The sequence below is a fragment of the Nonomuraea sp. NPDC049486 genome, assembly GCF_040676925.1.
Lineage (GTDB): Bacteria > Actinomycetota > Actinomycetes > Streptosporangiales > Streptosporangiaceae > Nonomuraea > Nonomuraea ferruginea.
Window position 1 is genome coordinate 69,818 of the sequence record NZ_JBFAPV010000022.1, and the last position, 19,170, is coordinate 88,987.

The window sequence follows — 19,170 nt, forward strand, 5'->3', positions numbered from 1 at the left end:
GCCCTCCCGACCCAAGGCACTAGGCCGTGTTCTTAGGAGAAATCATGACCATCGACGAACTGCGCGCGAAGGCCGCCGAACGCCAGCAGACCTGCGACCAGATCAAGAAGATGATCGTCTCGCGGCTCGACCTGGAGATCGAGCCGGGCTGGATCACCGACGACCAGCCGCTGTTCGGCCGGGGCCTGGAGCTGGACAGCCTCGACGTGCTCGAACTCTACGTCGCCATCGAGGCGGAGTTCGGGGTCGCGCTCTACGACAGCGAGATGGCCGTCTTCGGCTCGGTGTCGCGGCTGGCCGACGAGATCAACCCGGCGCTGCGGGCCCGGGGATGACGGTTACCGAGGCGAAGCCCGCCGGCCTGCGGCCGGTGAACGGGCTGACCCACGACCAGATCCGCGCGGTGCTGCCGCACCGCTGGCCGATGCTGCTGCTGGACCGGGTCGGCAAGGTGGAGCCGGGGGTCAAGGGCACGGCCACCAAGAACGTCGCCGGCACGGAGCTGTGGTTCCAGGGCCACTTCCCGAACGAGGCGGTGCTGCCCGGGATCGTGATCGTCGAGGCGCTGGCCCAGCTCGCCGGCGTGGTCTTCGCCCTGGCCGGAGCCAGCGAGATCAGCTACCTGGCGGGCGTCAGGTCGATGCGCTTCCGGCGCCCGGTCGTCCCCGGCGACCAGCTCGCCCTGACGGCCGAGCGGACCGGAGGCGGCGGCGGATTCGCGGAGTTCCGCGTGTCGGCCCGGGTGGCGGGCCAGGTGGCCGCCGAAGGAATTCTCACGATCGCCGATCCGGCGGGTCAACGTTCTGTGCGAAAGGTGTGAACCATGACCAACGTCCTCGCGGCCACGCATCCTGAGGGCACCGTCTACGGCGAGATCGGCGACGCGACCGTGCCGCTGCGTTTCTCGGCCTCGCCCGAGGCGCTGTCGGAGGAGTACACGGCGCTGAGGGAACGCGCCGCGGTCATCGACCTCGGCGGGCACCGGCTCATCGAGATCACCGGCCCCGCCGCGGTCGAGTTCGCCCAGCGGGTGCTGGCCCGCGACGTGGAGTACCTCACCTCCGACCGCTGCATGATGAGCCTCGTCCTCGACGAGGACGGGCGGATCGTGGACCAGGTGATCGCCTTCGGCCGGGAGGACGGGATCCTCCTGGAGAGCTCCTGCGGCGCGGGCGCCCGCCTGCTGGAGCACCTGCGGGCGCGGAACGACGAGGGCGCCGAGATCGCCGACCGCTCGGAGGACCTGGCGATCGTCGGGCTGGAAGGCCCGTACGCCTGGGGCGTCGTCGGCCGGTTGATCGACGCCGAGCTGGCCTCACTGCCGTTCGAGTCCGTGGCGGAGGCCACCTGGGACGGCGTGGACGTCGTCTTCGCCAGGACGGGCTTCACCGGCGAGTACGGATACCAGATGATCGTGCCCCGGGAGTCGGCCCCGGGCCTGTGGAGCCTGTCGGTCGAGCACGCCCGCCCCGCCGGGCAGGAGGCCCTGGAACTGGCGATGCTCGAGGTCCGCCAGCCGATGCCGCGCCACGAGGCCACCCCGGGCGCCTCGGTGATCGAGATCGGCGCCAACTGGCTGGTCGACATCACCAAGGAGTCGTTCGTGGGCCGCGAGGCCGTGCTGGAGGCCTTCGAGTCGGGCGCCGGGCGCTCCACCGTCGGCTTCACCTGCGCGGTCGGCGTGCCCGCGCCGGGCACCCGGCTCATGGCGGGCGACCAGGTCATCGGCGAGGTCGTGCACGCCGTGCACAGCGTCGGGCTGAACGCCACCCTCGGCCTGGCCCGCGTGGACCGCGACCTGGCCGCGGCCGGGCTCGAACTGTCGGCCGGCGGCGTCGGTGTCACCACGCTCACCAGTCCCTACATCGTCCCCAAGAGCTGGAGCGTGCCGATCATCTGATCGGCCGGCCCGCTTCTCGTGAAGGAGACATCCATGGCGCTGCGGCCCGTCGTCGTCACCGGCCTGGGCATCATCTGCGCGGCCGGTCGCGACCCCGCGGACTTCTGGCTCCGGCTGACCAGCGGCAGCGGCGGCCTCACCCCCGTGCGGGACGAGGCGTACGCGGTGTTCGAGGCCAGGCACGCGGGTCAGGTGCCCGACGAGTGGATCACGTCGCAACTGCCGGACGCCGACGCCTCTCTCGACCGTACCGCCCAGCTGGCGCTCGTCGCCGCGCGCCAGGCGATGGCGGGGCTGACGGCCGCCGACCCCGGGCGGTTCGGGATCATCCTCGGCAAGTGCCAGGCGACGCCGGACCAGGCGGGGCGCTACCAGCCGATGCACCGCACCGGCGACGTGGTCGCCGAACGGCTGGGCCTGCGCGGGCCCCGCATCCTGGTCTCGACCGCCTGCGCGGCCGGCGGGAACGCGGTCGGCCTCGCCAAGGACAAGATCCTGGCCGGCGAGGCGGACGCCGTCCTGGCCGGCGGCGTGGACCCGCTGCTGTTCGGCACGTACGCGGGCTTCGCCGGGCTGCAGGCGCTCAGCACCGGCCCGTGCCGCCCCTACAGCCGCTCCGACGGGCTCAACCTGGGCGAGGGGGCGGCCTTCCTGCTGCTGGAGCCGCTGGACCTGGCCCTGGCCCGGGGGGCGGTCCCGCTGGCCGAGGTCGCGGGCTACGGCCTGTCGGCCGACGCCTACCACGCGACGGCGCCCGACCCGACCGGCAGGGGAGGGGCCGCGGCCATGCGCCGCGCGCTCGCCGACGCGGGCCTGTCGCCCGGCGACGTGCACTACGTCAGCGGTCACGGCACCGGCACCCCGGCCAACGACGCCATGGAGGCCAAGGTGATGCGCCTGGTGTTCGGCGAGCGCGCCGGGCAGGTGCCCACCAGCAGCATCAAGTCCTTCCTCGGCCACACGCTCGGCGCGGCGGGCGCGGTCGAGGCGGTCGCCGCGGTGCTGGCGCTGCGCCACGGCGTGGCCCCGCCCACCATCGGCTTCGACGGGGAGCCCGCGGCCACCGACCTGGACTTCGTGCCGAACGTGGCCCGGCCCATGGACATCGAGACGGTCGTGTCCAACAACTACGCGTTCGGCGGCAACAACGTCTCCCTCGTGCTGACGCGGCCACGCGGGCCGCGCGCGTACGAGGACCCGCCCCGCAGGGAGGCGGTGATCACCGGGCTGGGGCCGGTCACCGGCGCGGGCACGGGCATCGCCGAGGTGAGCGCCGCCATCTCGGCCGGGGTTCGCGCGGCGGGCCGCCCGCCGTCGCTGGACGGGCGGACGTACGCGCCGCGCTCGTTGTGGCGGCACATGAACCGGCTGTCCCGGATGGCGATCGCGGCCTCGCGCCTGGCGTGGGAGGACGCGGGGCTGAAGCTGCCCAGGAAGGCGCTGGACGACGTCGGGCTCATCTTCGCCACCGGCGCGGGGTCGGCCGAGAGCACCGGCGGCTTCGACGAGAGCATCGCGCTCAACCCGAACAAACCGGCGGTCCTGAGCTTCTCCAACGTGGTGCTGAACGCCACCGGCGGAGCCGTCTGCCAGACGCTGGGCCTGCGCGGGCCGACCACCACCATCTGCAACGGCGGCGCGTCGGCCTCGATCGCGCTCGACTGCGCCCTTGAGCTGATCAGCGCGGGCAAGGCCGAGGTGGTCCTGGTGGTCGCGGCCGACGAGCGGCCCGGCGAGGCGTTCGGTGACCCCTCCGACCCGCCGACCCCGTACGAGACAGGCGCTGCGGAGCCGGTGCCGGGGTCGGCGGCGGTGGCCTTCGTCGTCGAGTCCGCCGACCATTGCGCGGGCCGCGGCGGCCGGGCCTACGCCCGGGTACTCGCCACCACCCACGCCACCCACGACCCCACGGACGCCCATGTCCCGGCGGGCGCGCGAACCGCTGAATCTCTCAGTTCGCCTACAGAAGCGGTCGGTGCGGGAGGGGCGACGTCCGTGGCCACGGCGGAACTCGCGGTCTCCGCGAAGTCGCCGGACTCCGGGACCTCCCCCATCTCCTCGACCTCCGCAATGGGCGGGGTGGCGCGGGGGCTGGGGTTGCGGGCGGGGGTGGTGGTCGGGGTGGGTGCTGGTTCGTCGCGGGACCGCGAGGAGGCGGCGGCGGTGCTGGGGGCGGCGGGCGGGGTGCTGACCTCGTCGGCCGCGCTGATCGGCGACTGCCAGGCGGCGAGCGGGGCGATGAACATCGCCATGGCCGCGCTGGCCGTCCGCGACGGGATCGCGCCGGCGCTCACCGGGCTCGCCCGGCCGGTCGCCGGTGACCTCGGCCGGTATCTGACCGATCCCGTGCTGCCGGGGCCGGTGGAGCAGGCGCTCGCGCTCACCGCCGCCCCCGGGTCGGTGTCGGGCGCCGTTCTGCTGGGGGCGGTATGAGCACACCGCCCTTCGACGTGGCCGAGACCGACCGGCTGCTGACGACGACGCGGTCCGTGCGCCGCCGGCTCGACCTGGACCGGCCGGTGCCGCCCGAGATCGTACGGGAGGCGCTGGAGGTCGCGGTGCAGGCGCCGACGGCCAACAACCACCAGAACTGGCGCTGGCTGGTGATCACCGAACCGGCGGTGAAGGTGAAGCTGGCGGAGATGATCCGCTCGTCCTGGACCTTCCACCGCAACGACATCTGGACCAACGCCGGCCGCCGCCGCAACGACGCCCGTGCCAAGCGCAACTACGCCTCCGCGCTCGCCCTCACCGAGACGCTCGAAGCGGTGCCGGTCCTCGTCATCCCGTGCGTGCTCGGCCGACCGCCGGACATCGCGGCCATCAACGAGGCGTGGCGGGTGCGGATGGCGGACAAGGTCGCGGAGGACCCCGGCCACCTGGTGCGGCACGGCGAGACCAGGGCCAGCATCTTCTACGGCTCCATCTTCCCGGCCATCTGGTCCTTCCAGCTCGCGCTGCGCAGCAGGGGCCTCGGCAGCACCATCACCTGCCTGCACGTCCCCCACGAACGGGAGGTCGGGCGCCTGCTCGGCATCCCGTCGGGGGTCACGCAGGTGTGCATGATCCCGGTCGCCTACACCCTGGGAACCGACTTTCGCCCGGCTGAGCGCTACAGCGCGGAGGAACGCACCTACTGGGAGAGGTGGGGGAGTTGACACACGTGTCCGAGCAGCCCGACGTCGTCATCGTGGGCGGCGGCATCGCCGGAGCGTCCGCGGCCTGCAAGCTGGCGGCGGGCGGCCTGTCCGTGGTGGTGCTGGAGAAGCAGGAGGCCTACAAGGACCTGGTGCGCGGCGAGTGGCTGGCGCCGTGGGGCATCAGGGAGGCCCGCCGCCTGGGCGTGGAGGACTGCTTCTGGGACGGCGGCGGCTGGGAGATCCGCGAGTGGATGACCTGGGACGAGGCGGTCGCCGACGACGAGGTCGAGGCCGTGGACATGACCGGTTTCATCCCCGGCTTCGGCGGCCCGATGGCCTTCCCGCACCACGCCGTGTGCGAGCTGATGTCGGAGCAGGCCGTGGCCGCCGGCGCCCGGCTGGAGATGGCGGCCGCCAAGATCACGGTCACGCCGGGGCCGCGCCCGGTCGTCTCGTACGGCACGCCGCTGGGCCCGCGTGAGCTGCGCCCCCGGATCGTGCTCGGCGCGACCGGCCGGGGCTGCACGGTCGGCCGCCAGGTGGGCATCACGATGCGCAACTCCATGCACCACTGGGGCGGCGGCATGATGGTCGAGGGCATGGACGGCTGGCCGCCCGACGTGCAGGCCATGGGCACCGAGGGCGACGTCATGTTCATGGTCTTCCCGCAGGGTTACGGCCGGGCCCGCCTCTATCTCAACTTCCCCACCGTGAACAAGCACCGCTACCGGGGGCCCGGCGGCGTGGACCGGTTCCTGGCCGCGTACGAGCTCAAGTGCCTGCCCGACCACGGCAAGGCGGTGACCGCGGCCACGCCCGCCGGGCCGTTGTCGGTGTGGCCGTCGGTGTCCAGCGTCCCCGAGGGGCCGCCGCTGACCGAGGGCGTGGTGCTGATCGGCGACGAGGCCGGCAACGCCGACACCGTGCTCGGCACCGGCCTGTCCTGCGCGCTGCGCGACTCCAGGACCGTCTGCGACATCCTGCTCGGCTCGGCCGACTGGTCGCCTGCCGCCTTCGCGCCGTACGTCGAGGAGCGGGAGTTCCGCCTGGAGCGGCTGGACTTCGGCGCCTCCATCATCAGCAGGCTGCACGTCGAGTTCGGGCCCGCCGCCGTCGAGCGCAGGCGCCGGGTGCGCCGGCTGATGGCCAGGAACTTCGCCGCGCAGGTGACGGGACTGCTCAACATGGTCGCCCCCGAAGAGGTGCCCGAGTTCGGCTTCAGCGAGTTCTTCGCTGAGCGGTTGTTCAGGGAGACGGCATGATGGAGAAGAAGACGGTCCACGTCAACGGCGTCGACCTCGCCTACGTCGACGAGGGCGAGGGCCCTCCTGTCGTGCTGCTGCACGGCTTCCCCGATTCCTCCTACCTGTGGCGCAACCAGATCCCCGCGCTGGTCGAAGGCGGCTTCCGGGTCATCGCGCCCGACCTGCGCGGCTTCGGCGACTCCGGCAAGCCGCAGGAGGTCGAGGCGTACGGGATGCAGACCATCGTCAACGACGTCGTGGCGCTGACGATGGAGCTCGGCGTGAGACGGCCGCACCTCGTCGGCCACGACTGGGGCGCGGCCATCGCCTGGATGTACGCCTTCCTCATGCCGCGCAGGATCGACCACCTGGTGGCCCTGTCGGTCGGTCACCCCGGCGTCTTCGCCACGCCGTCGATCGAGCAGCGGGCGGCCTCCTGGTACATGCTCTTCTACCAGTTCCCCGGCGTGAGCGAGGAGCTGCTGCGCCGCAACGGCTGGCGGCTGTTCAAGGAGATCATGGGCAGGGACGGCGACCACGACCGCTACCTGCGCGACCTGGCCAGGCCGGGCGCGCTGACCGCCGGGCTCAACTGGTACCGCGCCAACCGCTCGCCCGCCTCCGAGCTGCGGATCACCCGCCGCTTCCCGCCGGTGCTCGCGCCGGCCCTGGGCATCTGGGGCGCGGGCGACAAGGCGCTGCTGGAGGAGGGCATGGCCGCCTCCGGCAAGTTCGTCAAGGGGCCCTGGCGCTACGAACGGATCGAGGACGCCGGGCACTGGCTGCCCCTCGACGCCCCCGACCAGGTCAACAAGCTGCTGCTCGGCTTCCTCGGTACCGAGCGGCCGGCCCACGAGGAGCGCCGGCCGCGCCGCCGCCTGTGAATGGAGCTCACTTCATGTTCGGCTATCTCTTCCCCGGCCAGGGCACCGTACGGGTCGGCATGGGGGCGTGGCTGCGCCGCAGGCCGGTGGCCCGCGACCGGCTGGACGAGGTCGACGCGCTGCTGTCGCGGCCGATCTCGCCGCTGTGCGCGCGCGGCCCGCTCGACCGGCTGGTGTCGACCGAGCACGCCCAGGTGGCGGTGACCGCCTGCAACCTCGCCGCCCTGGCCGTGCTGACGGAAGAGGGGTACGAGCCCGCGGTCGTGGCCGGGCACAGCGTGGGCGAGCTGACCGCTCTGCACGCGGCGGGCGTGCTCGACCTGGCCGGGACCGTACGCCTGGTGGAGACGCGCGCCCGGCTCATGGCCGGTGCCGGGCGGATCGCGGGCGGTATGCGCGCGGTGATGGGGCTGTCCGCGGAGCGGGTGGAGGAGCTGGCGTCGGCGGCCGCGGCGCCGGGGGAGCCCGTCGTGGTGGGACTGGAGAACGCGCCCGGTCATGTGGTCGTCTCCGGTGCGGTCCCGGCTCTGGACCGGCTGGAGAAGCTCGCCACCGACGCCACCAAGATCGTGCCGCTCAAGGTGGGGGGCGCCTACCACTCCCCGCTCATGGCCGGCGCGGTGCCCGGCTGGGCGGCGGCGGTGGACGCGGCCCCGATGCGGGAGCCCCGCGTCCCCGTCGTGCCGAACGTCACCGGCGAGCCCACCACGGACCTCGGCGCGCTCCGCCGGGCGCTGGTGGCGCAGCTCACCGGCAGGGTCTTGTGGACCCGTACGGTCGGCGCGGTCGACGCGGTCGCGCCCGGGGTGGAGGTCGGCGACAGCAAGGTCCTGGCCGGGCTGTCCCGCCGGGCAGGGGCGCGCTGCCTGAGCATGGCCGATCCCGGCACCCTGCGCCGCCTGGCCAGGGAGGTGGCGGCGTGAAGCGCTGGGGCGGCGCGGCGGTCGGCTACGCCGGGCTCAGGCGGCCGGTGGAGCTGCTCGACGGGATGCGGGTCGAGGACGTCTTCACCTCCGCCGAGCGGGTGCGGTCGTCGGGGCGCACCCTGGACCACTGGGCCGGGCGGCTGGCCGGCAAGCGGGCGGTGCTGCGGCTCCTCGGCCTGCCGCCGACCGCGACCCACCTCGGCCAGGTCGAGATCCTGCCCCTGCCCACCCCGGCCTGCCAGGCCGGCGCGACCTGCCTGGACGGCCACCCCCCGGCCGTCCACCTGCACGCCGACCTTGCCCGGCGGACCGACCCCCGCGGCATCCGCGTCTCCATCAGCCACACCGGCAGCCACGCCCTGGCCGTCGCCCTCTCCTCCCCCCACCTCCCGGAGGACGACCGCCGCGTGGTGCGCGGCTCGACGGAGCGGGGTGGAGCGGAGGAGGACCGCCGGGGTGGGGTGGTGGAGGGCGTCGTGCCTTTCTCCTCCCGCCTTCTGGAGTGGGGAGGGGCGCGTGGGTGACGTGGAGGTGCGGAAGGTCGTGGAGGCGCAGCTGGCGGCCTGGAGCGCGGGGGATCCGGCGGCGGTGGCGGCCACGGTGGCGTCCTATGCCGATCCCGACTCGGGGGGCGTGCTGAGCGGTGACGGGCTGGCCGGGTACGCGGCGCGGGTGCTGGGGCGGTTCGCCGGTCAGCGGTTCCTCGTGGAGCGGATGGTGGGCGGGGAGGACGAGGTCGCCGTCTTCTGGACGTTGCGGGCCGATCATCGCGGGGCGTACCTGGGGATGCCGGCGACGAACGGGACCGTCACGGTGTCCGGCACCGACCTGGTGACGCTCGACCACGACGGCGCGCACGTCCGCAGGAGCTACGACAGGCTCGCGCTCGCCGAGGCGCTCGGTTACGCGGCGCGATTCGTACCGGCCGCTGACGAGACCCGCCAGTACGGCATGAGCGCCAGGGTTCCCACGGGCCGCACCGAGCGCCCCGGCGCGCTGGTGCTGACCTGGCTGGAGATCCGCGACGACGCGGAGGCCGCCGACGTGGACCTGCTCAGCGTGGAGATCGTCAAGTCGCTGCGGGCGTCGCGCGGCTTCCTCGGGGCGGCCACCTTCGACGCCGGCGACCGCAAGTTCACGCTGAGCGCCTTCGACCGGCCGGAGTCGCTGCGCGCGGTGCACGCCCGGCCGCACCAGCGGGCCATGCGCCGCTTCTTCAGGAGCGGCCTGTGCACCCGCGTGCACACCAGCGTCTGGTACCCCGCCTCCGCGCGGGACTACGCCCGCTGCCCAAGCTGCGCCGCCGTCGTCGCGACCCGCGAAGGCGCGGCGTGCGCGTGCGGGTGGACCCCGGAGGACGCCGCCACGCTGTGATGCCCGAGCCCCCTGCGAACCATGTGGAGACGGAAGTGACCGGAGCCTCGATGATGGACTTCACCGCCGAGCACCGGCTCGGCGACAGCCCCAGGCCCGCCGTGGTGTTCATGTCCGCGCTGTTCGCGGGAGGCTGGATCTGGGAGCACCCCTACCGCCACCTGGAGCGGGCCGGCCTGCCGGTGCTGCGTACGAACGAGGCTATCTGCGCGCTCGACCGCCGGGTCGCCGGCTCGATCGAGCGGCTCGGCGACGCACTGCTGCGCGCCTGCGACGAGGCGGGGGCCGGCGAGATCATCCTGTGCGCCAACTCGCTGGGCGGCCTGGTCGCCATCGACCTGGCGGGCCGCCGCCCCGACCGGGTGCTCGGCATCGTGGTCAGCGGCGCGCCCGGCCTCACCGCCGACCCTGACGTCGGCCTCAGCTTCGACCGGCGGGGGAGCGTGCGGCCGTTCGGCGACGAGTTCGGCGAGCGCATGGTGGCCGCGCTGTTCCACGGCGGGCGCAGCCTGTTCTCCGACGACCGCATGGCGGAGGTCGGCGACATGCTGCGGCGGCCCGAGTCCATGGTGAGCATGGCCCGCAGCCTCAAGGCCACCCGCGGGTACCGGGTGCGGGCGGCGCTGGACCGCGTGTCCTGCCCGGCCATGTACCTCTGGGGCAGGCACGACAGGATGACGCCCGTGGATCCGTGGCTGGAGGTGCTGGCCGGCTACCCGGGCAACGAGATCCTGCTCGTGGAGGACTGCGGGCACATCCCGATGGTCGAGCGCGCCGACGAGTACACCGCCGCGCTGATGCCCTTCGCGGACCGCTGTTCCGGGGCGTTGGCGTGAGCGCCGGCGCCGCCCTCATGGGCGTGGACATCGTGGAGGTCGACCGGATCGCCCGCGCGGCCCGCCGGGGCGGGGACGTGTTCGCCCGCCGGCTCACCACCGCCGCCGAGCGCGCGCTGGGGCCCGGACCGGCCGCGTTCTCCGTCAAGGAGAGCCTCATCAAGGCCGTGGGCAGCCGGCCTCCCGGGTTCACCTGGCACGACTTCGAGGCCGAGGCCCGCCCGCCGTCCGGCTGGAGCGCCTCCCTGCTGGAGGAGGCGGCCGGCGAACTGGCCGCCTCGACCGGGCTGCGGCTGACCGGAGGCGCGGCGTACACGGTCCGGGGCGCGAGCGGCCGGGCCGCCCTGGCGCGGCTGCGCCCAGCCCCGGACGGCGCGGGCCGAACCCTCGCCGGGACCGCGGCGGGTGCGGCCCGACGGCGGAGCGGCGACGGCGGGATCGTGGCCGGGGCCGCCCGCTGGGGGAGCGGCGACGGCCTGTTCGTATCGCTGGCGATCGTGTTCGTGGACGGGAGCGTGGGATGACGCGGACGATGACGGTACGGCCCGGGGAGTCGATCCAGCGGGCGCTGGACGAGGCGGGCCCGGGGGCGCGGATCTCGCTGGCGGAGGGCGTCCACCGGCAGCACGTGTGGATCAGGCACCCGGGGGTGACCCTGACCGGGGCCGGGGCCGGCCGGACCGTGCTGGCGCCCGGCGAGGGCGGGCCGGTCGGCGTGCCCAGGTTGCACGACGCGGGCGACGACGTGGTCAGCGGCGTGACCGTGCACGGCGAGGGCGTCGCCGACGTGCGGGTGGAGAAGCTGTCCGTGCGCGGCTTCTCCGGGGCGGGGATCTACGCCCACACCGTCTCCGGCGTGACCGTCCACGAGGTGACCGCCGAGGACAACGCCGTGTGGGGCGTCTACCTGCGCGAGTCGAGCGGCTGCGCGGTGACCGGCTGCCGGGCCTCGGGCAGCCAGTACGGCGGCGTCGCCCTCAGCTTCTGCCCCCGCTCCGGCGCGCTGCTCGACGGCAACGAGACCTTCGCCAACGCCTTCGGCATCTTCGTCGACAACTCCTCCGGCGCGCGGGTGGTGCGCAACTCCTGCCACGGCAACGCGATCGGCGTGCTGCTGCTCAACCAGGTCTACGAGGGCGAGCCGGAGGGAGGCGTGCGCGACTGCCTGGTCGCCGGCAACGACCTGTACGGCAACGACCTGGCCGCCGGCGTGGAGCCGGACGGCCTCGGCGCGGCGGGGCCGCCGATCTCCGGCGTCGGCCTGGCGCTGATCGGCACCCACCGGGTCAGCGTCGTCGACAACCACATCCACGACAACCACCCCAGCGGGGAGTCCGTGATGGGGGCGGGTTTCGTGATGGGCTCCTCCAAGGAGTGGGGCGGCGACGACGCCCTGGACAACCACGTGCTGTGGAACCGGATCACCGGCAACAGCCCGCTCGACCACCAGCTCGGCACCGACCTGGCGCGGCAGGTGTTCGCCGGGAACGTCGCCGACAAGGGCGAGCCGCCCGGGCTGACCGCCGCCGAGGGCTGGGGCCCGCGGTGACGGCCACGCTGGCCTGCGAGGGCCTGCGCAAGAGGTACGGGGACGTGACGGCGGTCGAGGACGTCGGCTTCTCGATAGCGCCGGGCCAGGCCTACGGCCTGCTCGGCCCGAACGGCGCCGGCAAGACCACGACGATCTCCATGCTCGTCGGCCTGCTGCGCCCCGACGCCGGCACCGTCCTGGTCGGCGGCACGGACCTGGCGGCCGACCCGAGGCGCGCCAAGGCGAGGATCGGCTACGTCCCGCAGGAGATCGCCCTGTACCCGGAGCTGACCGGCCGCGAGAACCTGCGCTTCTTCGGCAGGCTGTTCGGCCTGGCCCGGCGCGGGCTCGCCGCCCGGATCGAGGAGGTGCTCGACCTGATCGGGCTGTCCGACCGGGCCGACGGCAGGCTGGACACCTACTCCGGCGGGATGCGGCGGCGGATCAACATCGGCGCCGCCCTCCTGCACCGCCCCGACGTGCTGATCCTGGACGAGCCGACCGTGGGGGTGGACCCGCAGAGCCGCAAGGCGATCCTCGACGGCCTGGAACTCCTGGTCGGCGACGGCATGTCGCTGCTCTACACCTCCCACTACATGGAGGAGGTCGAGCGGGTCTGCGACCGGGTGGCGATCATCGACCACGGCCGGATCATCGCCGAGGGCACCAGGCGCGAGCTGATCGCCATGGTCGGCAGCGCCGACAAGATCGAGTTGGTGCTCGACGGGGACGTGGAGGCGGCCTACGCCAAGCTCCGCACCGTCGAAGGCGTCATCGAGGCGGCCAGGACCGGCGCCGAGTCCGTACGGCTGATCGCCGAGGGCGGCAGATACCTGCTGCCCGCGCTGATCTCCGCCGTGGAGGGCAGCGCCACCGTCACCGCCACCCAGGTCATCGAGCCCGACCTCGAGGCGACCTTCCTGCACCTCACCGGCACCTCCTTACGGGACTGACCATGTGGCGGGCGATGCTCACGGTGAGCGCACTCGAACTGCGCACCCGGCTGCGCGACGGCACCGCGATCGTCATCGCGGTGATCGTGCCGGTGACGCTGGCCACCCTGTTCGGCCTGGCGCTCGGCGGCGACGATCCGCCGCTGCGCGCCACCGTCGGCTTCGTGGACCTGGACCGCGGCGAGTTCCCCGCCTCCGTGCGCCGCGAGGTGCTGGCCTCGGAGGAGCTGAAGGGGGCGGTGACCCTGCGCGACCTGCCCGGCGAGGAGCAGGCGCGGCGGGCGCTGGACGCCGGGGAGATCGGCTCGGCCATCGTGTTCCCCGCCGGGTTCAGCCAGAGCGTGGGGGCCGGGCGCGGCGGCGACGTCGCGGTGCTCACCTCGCCGGAGTCGCCGCTGGCCGGGGTGGTCGCGGGCGCCGTCGTGGACCGGATCTCGGCGGTGGTGGACGCCAGGACCCTCGCCGTGCACGCGGTCCTGCTCGCCGGAGTGCCCGGCGAGCGGGTCAAGGAGCTGGTGGAGCGGAACGGGGCCGCGGGTCCCGCGCTCACCCTGGCCGAGGACCCGCTCTCCGGCGGCAAGGTGGATCTGTCGGTCTACTACGGCTCCGGCATGGCGGCGCTGTTCGCCTTCTTCGTGGTGGGCGCCTCGTTCCGCGGCCTGCTCACCGAGCGCAAGCTCGGCACCCTGGACCGGATACGGGCCGGTCCGGTCGCGGCGTGGGTGCCGGTCGCCGGCAAGGGAGTCGTCGGGTTCGGGCTGGGCGTGGTCAGCGTCTGCGTCTGCTGGGCCTCCTCCACACTCATCTTCGGCACCACCTGGGGGGATCCGGTCGCGGTGTTCGCGGTGCTGGTCGCGCACGTGCTGGCCGCCGCCGCGATCACCATGCTGGTGGCCAGCCGGGTGCGGACCGACGCGCAGGCCGACGGGGTGATCATGGTCGTCTCGTTCGTGGCGGCGTTCTTCGGCGGCAGCCTGGTCCCGCTCTACGACCTTCCCGAGCCGCTGCGCGCGGTGGCGCTGCTCACCCCGAACGGCTGGACCTCCACGGCGCTGACCGAGCTGGCGGGCGCGGGCGCGGCGGGTTCCGTCGGCGCGGTGGCCGGCCCGATCGGCGTGCTGTGCGCCATCGCGCTGGCGGCGGGCGGGACGGCCGTCGCCGGCTTCAGGAAGGGACTGCTGCTATGAGCGGACGCCCGCGGCCGGTGGCGGCGCTCGTGGCCGCCAACCTGCGACGCCTCACGCGCGACCGGGTCGGCCTGTTCTTCATGGTGATCATGCCGTTCGTGTCCATCGCGTTCGTCGGGATGGCGCTCGGCGGTGGCACCGCCGGCTCCGACCGGCTGCCCGTCGGCGTCGTCGCCGAGGGCTCGGACCCGGTCACCACCGCCGTGCTGGCCGAGCTGCGCCGCCATCCGGACCTGACGGTGATCCCCATGGACGACGCCGCCGACCTGCGCTCCGGCGTACGGGAGGGATCGCTGGCGGCGGGCCTGGTCGTCCCCTCCGGCTCGACCCGGCTGGAGCTGGTCATGACCGGGACCAACGGCAGCGGGATGGCCGCGCGCGGCGCGGTGGACGTCTCGGTGAGCCGGGTGGCCGCCGTGCTGGAGGCCACCAGGGCGGCGACCGCCGCGGGCGCCACCGAGACCGAGGCCGCCGAGTACGTGCGGCAGGCCCAGGCCGAGGCCGGCCGGGTCTCGGTGAACGACTCCGCCACGACCGGCGGCGACCCGCGCGGCTTCGCCTACACCGCCCCGGCCAACCTGCTGCTGTTCACCTTCATCAACTCCATGGCGGTCGCCGCGGCGCTGGTGGAGAGCCGCAGGCTGGGCATGCTGCAGCGGGCGCTCACCGCCCCCGTGCGGCAGCGGTCGGTGCTGTTCGGCGAGGCGGTGAGCAGGTTCCTGGTGGCCGCCGCCCAGGCCGTGCTGATCATGGTGGTGAGCTCGCTGGCGTTCGGCGTCTCGTGGGGCGACCCGCTCGCCGTGGCCGTCGTCGTGGGCGTGTTCGCGCTGGTCGCCACCGGCGCCGCGATCCTGGTGGGCACGCTGCTGCGCTCGCCCGACCAGGCGCCCGCGATCGGCCCGCCGCTCGGCGTCGTGCTGGGCATGCTGGGCGGCTGCCTGTGGCCGCGCGAGGCCTCGGGCGAGGTCATCAACGCCATCGGCCACGCCTTCCCGCACGCCTGGGGCATGGACGCGCTGCTCACGCTCACCCGGCCGGGCACCGGGCTCGGCGCGGTCCTGACCGAGGTGGCCGTGCTCGCCGGGATGGCCGTCCTGCTGCTGGGCGGCTCCCTGGTCCTGTTCGACCGGCGCACCCGGGTCACCTGAACGCCGGGAGGGGATGGTTCGCATGAAGGGGATACTGCTCGCCGGGGGGCGCGGCACGCGGCTGCTGCCCGCGACGCTGGCGGTCTCCAAGCAGCTCCTGCCCGTCAACGACAAGCCGCTGATCTACTTCCCGCTGTCGGTGCTGATGCTGGCCGGGATCCGCGACATCCTGCTGATCTCCACGCCGCAGGACCTGCCGCAGGTCCGCCGGCTCCTCGGCGACGGCTCCCGGCTCGGCCTCCGCCTCACCTACGCCGAGCAGGCGGAGCCCAACGGGATCGCCGAGGCGCTCGTGCTCGGCGCCGACCACCTGGGCGGCGAGCCGGTCGCGCTCATCCTCGGCGACAACGTCTTCCACGGCTACAACTTCCAGGAGCTGCTGCGCGAGGAGTGCCGCGCCGTCGACGGCTGCGTGCTGTTCGGCTACCCGGTACACGACCCGCACCGGTACGGGATCGCCGAGACCGACGCCGGCGGCCGGCTGCTGTCCATCGAGGAGAAGCCGGAGCGGCCCAGGTCCAACCGGGCGATCGTCGGCCTCTACCTCTATGACGGCGATGTCGTGGACATCGCCAAGAACCTCACCCCGTCGGCGCGCGGCGAGCTGGAGATCACCGACGTCAACCGCGCCTACCTGGAACAGGGGAGGGCGAAGCTGGTCGACCTCGGCCGCGGCTTCGCCTGGCTCGACGCCGGGACCCCCGACTCGCTGCTGCAGGCGGGCCAGTACGTCCAGCTACTGGAACGCCGGCAGGGAGTGCGCATCGCGTGCCTGGAGGAGATCGCTCTCCGTATGGGCTACATCGACGCCGAGGCCTGTCATCGGCTCGGCGTCGAACTCGAGAAGTCCACCTACGGCCAGTACGTCATCTCGGTGGCCGAGCAGTTCATGAACAGGTGAGAGGAAGACCGATCGATGAGTGTGACGACATTGTTCCCGGGCAGATCGCCCGCCTTCGGCGATCTGGTGACCGACGTGTACCGCTACGCCTCCCGCAAGGGCGTGATCGAGGCCGTCGAGGTGGCCGCGGAAGATCTCGGCTTGACCGTCCGCGACGTGCGCGAGGCGGTGGCGAACCTGGTGGAGAGCCGGCTGCTCAGGGTCGACGACAGCGAGGGCGTACGGTTCGTGCCGGTGGACCCCGAGCTGGCCGCCGCCTCCCTGGTTTCCTCGGTGGAGCGGGAGATCTACCAGCGCCGCGAGCTGATCGACCAGATCCGCGAGCGGATGGGGGCGTTGCAGTCGGAGTACGCCGGCGCCGGCCGAGGTTCGGCGGCCGGCGCGGTGGAGTATCTCGTGGGGGCCATGGAGGTGCGCGGCTTCCTGAAGACGGCCGGCGACGCCTGCCGCGACGAGGTGCTGGCGATGCAGGCCGGTGGCGGCGACGTCGAGGACCTGTCACAGATGTATCTGACGCTGCTGGCCAGAGGGGTGACGGTGCGCCTCATCTGCCAGCACCGCAACCGGGCCGACGTGTCCACCCGGATGCTGCTGAAGCGGCTGACGGACGCCGGCGCGGCGGTCTTCACCGTCAGCCACGTCCCCAGGTCGGCGGTCGTCTTCGACCGGGCGCTGGTCGTCATGTTCGGCGTGGAGGACGACGGGGAGGCGAGCGTCGCCCGGGTGCACAACCACGGCATCGCGCAGTTCCTGCTGGACCTCTTCAACCACCTGTGGGAGACCGCCACCCCGCTGGAGGGCGTCGAGGTCGGCTACGCCAACGTGGCCGACGACCTCCAGCAGGCCATCGCCGCGCTGATGGCCAAGGGCTACACCGACGAGGTCGTGGCCAGGAAGCTCGGCATGTCGGTGCGCAGCTGCCGCAGGCACATCGCCTCGCTGATGCGCGACCTGGATGCGACCAGCAGGTTCCAGGCCGGGGTGCAGGCCGCCAGGAGATACCTCGGGGCCGCCGGTTGACGTCCCGTCCGCCGCGTTCCCGGGAACGCGGCGGACGGCCTCTTCCTACCTGCGGGGCCCGTCCAGCGCCACGACCACGTCGGCGAGCGCGCGGGCCCGCTCCAGGACCAGTTCGAGGCCCCGTACTAGGTCCTCGGCGGGCAGCCGGGAATCCAGGCAGATCCGCACGGAGCTGTTGGCGTCCTCCGCGTCCAGGCCGATGGCCGTCAGGACGTGGGACGGCTCCTGGGAGCCGGAGTTGCACGCCGAACCGGTCGACAGCGCCACCGAGCGCAGGCTCGACACCAGGCTCTCGCCGCGCACGCCGGGCAGCACGACGTTCAGCACGTGGGGGACGCCGCCGTCCGGGTCGCCGTTCACACGGACGCCGGGGAAGCCGGTCATGAGCATCTCCAGCGCGGTCGCGCGCAGCTCGCGCACCCGCCGCGTCCCGGCGGCCATCCCGGCCGACGCCAGCTCGCACGCCTTGCCCATGCCCACCACGAGGTGGGTCGGGATCGTGCCGCTGCGCAGCGCGTACTGCCCGCCGCCGAACAGCACGGGCCGCAGCCGGTGCCGGATCTCCGGGCGCACGTACAGCGCGCCGACGCCCTTGGGACCGCGGATCTTGTGCCCCGACATCGACATGGTGTCGATCCCGGCCTCACGGACGTCGACCGGGATCCGGCCCGCCGCCTGGGCGCCGTCCACGTGCAGCATGGCGCCGGCCTCGTGGCAGAGCGCGGCCATCGAACGGACGGGCTGGACGGTGCCGATCTCGCTGTTGACCCAGGAGGCGGTGGCCACCCGGGAGAACGGGTCGAGCAGGCCCGCCAGGTGGCCGAGGTCGACCCGGCCGTCCGGGCGCACCCGCATCGTCCTGACGTCCAGGCCGCGCCCGGCCAGCGCGCGGCCGATCGACAGCGAGGACTTGTGGTCGGTGGGGCAGACGGCGGCGTTGACCGGGGCGCGGTCCTCGTGGCCGAACATGCCGAGCAGCGCGAGGTTGTTGCTCTCGGTCGCGCCGGAGGTGAACACGAGGTCCGCGGGGTCCGCGCCGATGAGCCGGGCCACCGACTCGGTGGCGCCGTTCACGGCCCGGCGGGCGCGCTTGCCCAGCAGGTGCGGGGACGACGGGTTGCCGAAGTCCTCCCGCAGGAAGGGCAGCATCGCGTCGACCACCTCGTCGTCGACACGGGTCGTGGCGCAGTTGTCCAGGTAGATGACCTTCATGATGATCAGCTCCTGAAGGTGCTGACCGAGACGAGGTTGCCGTAGATCTCGTCCTCGGACATCTCACCGCTGCCGCCGGGGTCGGCGATGACCACCCGCATGCCGCGCAGGCCGTACAGGCTCAGCGCGATCTCCACGCCGGTCTGCACCGGCATCAGGCACTCACCCGGCGCGAAGATCAGGATCGTGCGGTGACCGGCCCGGTGCACCTCGGCGATCATCTCGGTGATCTCGCCGGCGCAGCCGGTCACGCCGCAGCTGATCAGCGTGCGGTAGTTGCCGTCGGCGTCGACGAACGCCACCTCGGTGTCCCGGACGCCCTCCTCCGGCTCGTCGGCGCCGAGGAACCGCTTCTCCAGCAGGCCCTGCTTGACGAACTTGTCGGCCGCCTTCTGGAAGCGGTACTTCAGCCAGGTCTCGGGGAAGGCGAGCGGGTGCTTGCGGCTGGGCAGGACGAGGTCCTCGGACAGGCCCGCGGCGGCCAGGTCGTCGCGGTATCCGGCGGGCAGCTCGGTGAACCCCTCGAAGAACTCCGCGCGCAGCTCGGAGGCCGGACGGCCCGTCCTGGGCACGTACTGCCAGTCGTTGATCAGCAGCAGCAGCCGGGCTCCGACGCCGGACTCGACGTAGGGCCTGGCCAGGTCCGCCGCGAGGCGCCAGGTGTAGCCGGGGAAGATCCCCACGCGGCCGGCGACGCGGCGGCGCATGGTCTCGTCGTGCTGCTCCTCGATGACGCCGGGGACGAGGCGGCCGGTGGCGTCGTCCTCGAAGAGCATGAAGTGGCCGCCCATGATGACCGGCTCGCCGAGGTCCTGGCCAGCCAGTTCGTGGCCGATCGCCTCGCGGAGCTCCTGTTCTGATGCCACGAGCCGGTGAGTCTTGGTCACCCGGTCGCTGAGAACGTTACCCATGAT

General features: G+C 73.4%; 20 protein-coding genes. 18 read left to right on the forward strand and 2 right to left on the reverse strand.

All coding sequences use genetic code 11. The features are described from left to right. Nucleotides 1–44 precede the first annotated feature (44 nt). The 18 genes from AB0K05_RS40580 to AB0K05_RS40665 are packed head-to-tail and all read left to right on the forward strand — an operon-like array spanning nucleotide 45 to nucleotide 17,044. Nucleotides 45–335: a phosphopantetheine-binding protein gene (locus tag AB0K05_RS40580; protein ID WP_148030022.1), complete on the forward strand. Its 291-nt coding sequence runs from the start codon at nucleotides 45–47 to the stop codon at nucleotides 333–335. After that, nucleotides 332–820 (forward strand): 3-hydroxyacyl-ACP dehydratase FabZ, encoded by a 489-nt coding sequence (gene fabZ / locus AB0K05_RS40585; protein ID WP_148030023.1) that lies wholly within the window; start codon nucleotides 332–334, stop codon nucleotides 818–820. Before AB0K05_RS40580 ends, fabZ begins: the two co-directional genes overlap by 4 nt. Before the next feature lie 3 nt (nucleotides 821–823). Then, on the forward strand, nucleotides 824–1,900 hold the full coding sequence (locus AB0K05_RS40590) for a glycine cleavage T C-terminal barrel domain-containing protein (protein WP_271279724.1): 1,077 nt from the start codon (nucleotides 824–826) through the stop codon (nucleotides 1,898–1,900). Nucleotides 1,901–1,933: 33 nt separating this feature from the next. Then, on the forward strand, nucleotides 1,934–4,333 hold the full coding sequence (locus AB0K05_RS40595; RefSeq protein ID WP_364236605.1) for a beta-ketoacyl-[acyl-carrier-protein] synthase family protein: 2,400 nt from the start codon (nucleotides 1,934–1,936) through the stop codon (nucleotides 4,331–4,333). Beyond that, nucleotides 4,330–5,058 (forward strand): nitroreductase family protein, encoded by a 729-nt coding sequence (locus tag AB0K05_RS40600; RefSeq protein ID WP_364236608.1) that lies wholly within the window; start codon nucleotides 4,330–4,332, stop codon nucleotides 5,056–5,058. Before AB0K05_RS40595 ends, AB0K05_RS40600 begins: the two co-directional genes overlap by 4 nt. A 5-nt stretch (nucleotides 5,059–5,063) precedes the next feature. After that, nucleotides 5,064–6,302, forward strand: coding sequence for an FAD-dependent oxidoreductase (locus tag AB0K05_RS40605; RefSeq protein ID WP_148030027.1), 1,239 nt, complete (start codon nucleotides 5,064–5,066; stop codon nucleotides 6,300–6,302). Continuing rightward, the gene (locus AB0K05_RS40610) at nucleotides 6,299–7,168 is read left to right on the forward strand and encodes an alpha/beta fold hydrolase (RefSeq protein WP_148030028.1); all 870 of its coding nucleotides are present in this window, start codon (nucleotides 6,299–6,301) and stop codon (nucleotides 7,166–7,168) included. Before AB0K05_RS40605 ends, AB0K05_RS40610 begins: the two co-directional genes overlap by 4 nt. A gap of 14 nt (nucleotides 7,169–7,182) precedes the next feature. Continuing rightward, nucleotides 7,183–8,091 (forward strand): ACP S-malonyltransferase, encoded by a 909-nt coding sequence (locus tag AB0K05_RS40615; protein WP_148030029.1) that lies wholly within the window; start codon nucleotides 7,183–7,185, stop codon nucleotides 8,089–8,091. Further along, the gene (locus AB0K05_RS40620) at nucleotides 8,088–8,618 is read left to right on the forward strand and encodes a phosphopantetheinyl transferase (RefSeq protein WP_271279721.1); all 531 of its coding nucleotides are present in this window, start codon (nucleotides 8,088–8,090) and stop codon (nucleotides 8,616–8,618) included. Before AB0K05_RS40615 ends, AB0K05_RS40620 begins: the two co-directional genes overlap by 4 nt. After that, nucleotides 8,611–9,468, forward strand: coding sequence for an ester cyclase (locus tag AB0K05_RS40625; RefSeq protein WP_271279720.1), 858 nt, complete (start codon nucleotides 8,611–8,613; stop codon nucleotides 9,466–9,468). Before AB0K05_RS40620 ends, AB0K05_RS40625 begins: the two co-directional genes overlap by 8 nt. Nucleotides 9,469–9,503: 35 nt before the next feature. After that, nucleotides 9,504–10,304, forward strand: coding sequence for an alpha/beta hydrolase (locus tag AB0K05_RS40630; protein ID WP_261808376.1), 801 nt, complete (start codon nucleotides 9,504–9,506; stop codon nucleotides 10,302–10,304). Beyond that, the gene (locus AB0K05_RS40635; protein ID WP_345483254.1) at nucleotides 10,301–10,828 is read left to right on the forward strand and encodes a 4'-phosphopantetheinyl transferase superfamily protein; all 528 of its coding nucleotides are present in this window, start codon (nucleotides 10,301–10,303) and stop codon (nucleotides 10,826–10,828) included. Before AB0K05_RS40630 ends, AB0K05_RS40635 begins: the two co-directional genes overlap by 4 nt. Next, entirely contained in the window at nucleotides 10,825–11,853 is a 1,029-nt protein-coding gene (locus AB0K05_RS40640; RefSeq protein ID WP_271280387.1) for a right-handed parallel beta-helix repeat-containing protein, read from the forward strand. Before AB0K05_RS40635 ends, AB0K05_RS40640 begins: the two co-directional genes overlap by 4 nt. Then, nucleotides 11,850–12,788 (forward strand): ABC transporter ATP-binding protein, encoded by a 939-nt coding sequence (locus AB0K05_RS40645; protein WP_271280388.1) that lies wholly within the window; start codon nucleotides 11,850–11,852, stop codon nucleotides 12,786–12,788. The genes AB0K05_RS40640 and AB0K05_RS40645 overlap by 4 nt, the downstream gene beginning before the upstream one ends. A gap of 14 nt (nucleotides 12,789–12,802) precedes the next feature. Continuing rightward, nucleotides 12,803–13,975, forward strand: a complete 1,173-nt coding sequence (locus tag AB0K05_RS40650) for an ABC transporter permease (RefSeq protein WP_271280389.1) — start codon at nucleotides 12,803–12,805, stop codon at nucleotides 13,973–13,975. After that, on the forward strand, nucleotides 13,972–15,123 hold the full coding sequence (locus tag AB0K05_RS40655; RefSeq protein ID WP_364236617.1) for an ABC transporter permease: 1,152 nt from the start codon (nucleotides 13,972–13,974) through the stop codon (nucleotides 15,121–15,123). The genes AB0K05_RS40650 and AB0K05_RS40655 overlap by 4 nt, the downstream gene beginning before the upstream one ends. A gap of 22 nt (nucleotides 15,124–15,145) precedes the next feature. Then, nucleotides 15,146–16,024, forward strand: coding sequence for a glucose-1-phosphate thymidylyltransferase RfbA (gene rfbA / locus AB0K05_RS40660; protein WP_364236620.1), 879 nt, complete (start codon nucleotides 15,146–15,148; stop codon nucleotides 16,022–16,024). 15 nt (nucleotides 16,025–16,039) lie between these two features. Next, nucleotides 16,040–17,044, forward strand: a complete 1,005-nt coding sequence (locus AB0K05_RS40665; RefSeq protein WP_148030036.1) for a hypothetical protein — start codon at nucleotides 16,040–16,042, stop codon at nucleotides 17,042–17,044. A gap of 45 nt (nucleotides 17,045–17,089) precedes the next feature. Here the strand turns inward: AB0K05_RS40665 and AB0K05_RS40670 are convergent, their stop codons facing one another. Next, nucleotides 17,090–18,256: a cysteine desulfurase family protein gene (locus AB0K05_RS40670; protein ID WP_364236625.1), complete on the reverse strand. Its 1,167-nt coding sequence runs from the start codon at nucleotides 18,254–18,256 to the stop codon at nucleotides 17,090–17,092. Between the two features lie 5 nt (nucleotides 18,257–18,261). Continuing rightward, a complete protein-coding gene (locus tag AB0K05_RS40675; protein WP_364236628.1) occupies nucleotides 18,262–19,167 on the reverse strand; it encodes an LPD16 domain-containing protein in 906 nt (301 codons plus the stop codon). Between the last annotated feature and the right edge of the window lie 3 nt (nucleotides 19,168–19,170).